Source organism: Dietzia sp., from assembly GCF_036741115.1.
Classification (GTDB): domain Bacteria; phylum Actinomycetota; class Actinomycetes; order Mycobacteriales; family Mycobacteriaceae; genus Dietzia.
Map to the genome: position 1 here is coordinate 1 of NZ_DAINST010000032.1, position 1,312 is coordinate 1,312.

Annotated in this window: 1 protein-coding gene; it reads left to right on the plus strand. The window is 68.7% G+C overall.

Features of this window, described 5'->3' with window-relative positions:
• Nucleotides 1-88: 88 nt before the first annotated feature.
• On the plus strand, nucleotides 89-1,312 hold a 1,224-nt coding region (locus V7E05_RS06760), incomplete at its 3' end, for an aminotransferase class III-fold pyridoxal phosphate-dependent enzyme (RefSeq protein WP_333618908.1).

A 1,312-nucleotide genomic window follows, 5' to 3' on the forward strand; every position in this document is an offset into this window, starting at 1 on the left:
TTGCGGAATCGGCGCGCGAAGAACAACCCTCCCCGGTGCGATGATGGCGGGAAGAGACACGACTGTTCCCTGCCCGAAGGAGAGTCTCATGCCAGCACCGCAGAATGCCGAAGCGCGCGAGGTCTACGAGAAGGAGCGCGCCCACGTCCTCGCCCCGTGGAGCGCCTGGGGCAAGCACGACCCGATGGTCGTCACCAAGGCCGAGGGCGTCTACATGTGGGACGGGGACGACAACAAGCTCCTCGACTTCACTTCGCAGCTGGTCAACACGAACATCGGGCACCAGCACCCGGTGGTCGTCAAGGCGATCCAGGACCAGGCCGCCGAGATATGCACCATCAACCCGGCGCACGCCAACGCCGCCCGCGCAGAGGCCGCCCGGCTCATCGCCGAGGTCGCGCCCGAGGGCATGAACCGCGTGTTCTTCACCATGGCCGGCACCGAGGCCGTGGAGCACGCGATCCGCATGGCGCGCCGCCACACCGGCCGCGTCAAGACGCTGTCGGCGTTCCGCTCGTACCACGGGGCCACCACGACCTCGATGAACCTCACGGGCGACACCCGCCGCTGGGCCAACGACTACGGCAACACCGGTGCCGTGCATTTCCACGCGCCGTTCCTCTACCGCTCGCAGTTCTACGCCGAGACCGAGGAGCAGGAGTGCGAGCGCGCGCTCAAGCACCTCGACGACCTCATCGCGCTCGAGGGCCCGGACCACTTCGCTGCGCTCATCATCGAGTCGATCCCCGGCACCGTCGGCATCATGGTGCCGCCCGCCGATTACCTCCGCGGCGTCCGCGAGATCTGCGACAAGTACGGCATCGTCATGATCTGCGACGAGGTCATGTCCGGCTTCGGCCGCTCGGGCGCGTGGCTCGCGCTCGACAACTTCCGCAACGGCCCCGACGACTGGACCCCGGACCTCATCACCTTCGCCAAGGGCTCGAACTCGGGCTACGTGCCGCTCGGCGGAGTGATCATCCACGACCGCATCGCCGCGTCGTTCGAGAACACCCCGTACACGGGCGGGCTCACCTACGCCGGCCACCCGCTCGCCTGCGCCTCGGCGGTGGCGACGATCAACCTCATGCGCGACGAGGGGATCGTCGAGCACGCGAAGAAGCTCGGCGAAGAGGTCATAGGGCCGCGTCTGCGCGAGATCGCCGAGAAGCACCCGTCGGTCGGCGAGGTCCGCGGCCTCGGCTGCTTCTGGGCCGTCGAGCTCGTCGCCGATCCCGAGACCCGCGAGCCGCTCGCCCCGTACGGCGGATCGAGCGAGGCCATGGCCAAGACGATGGGCGCGGCGAAGGCC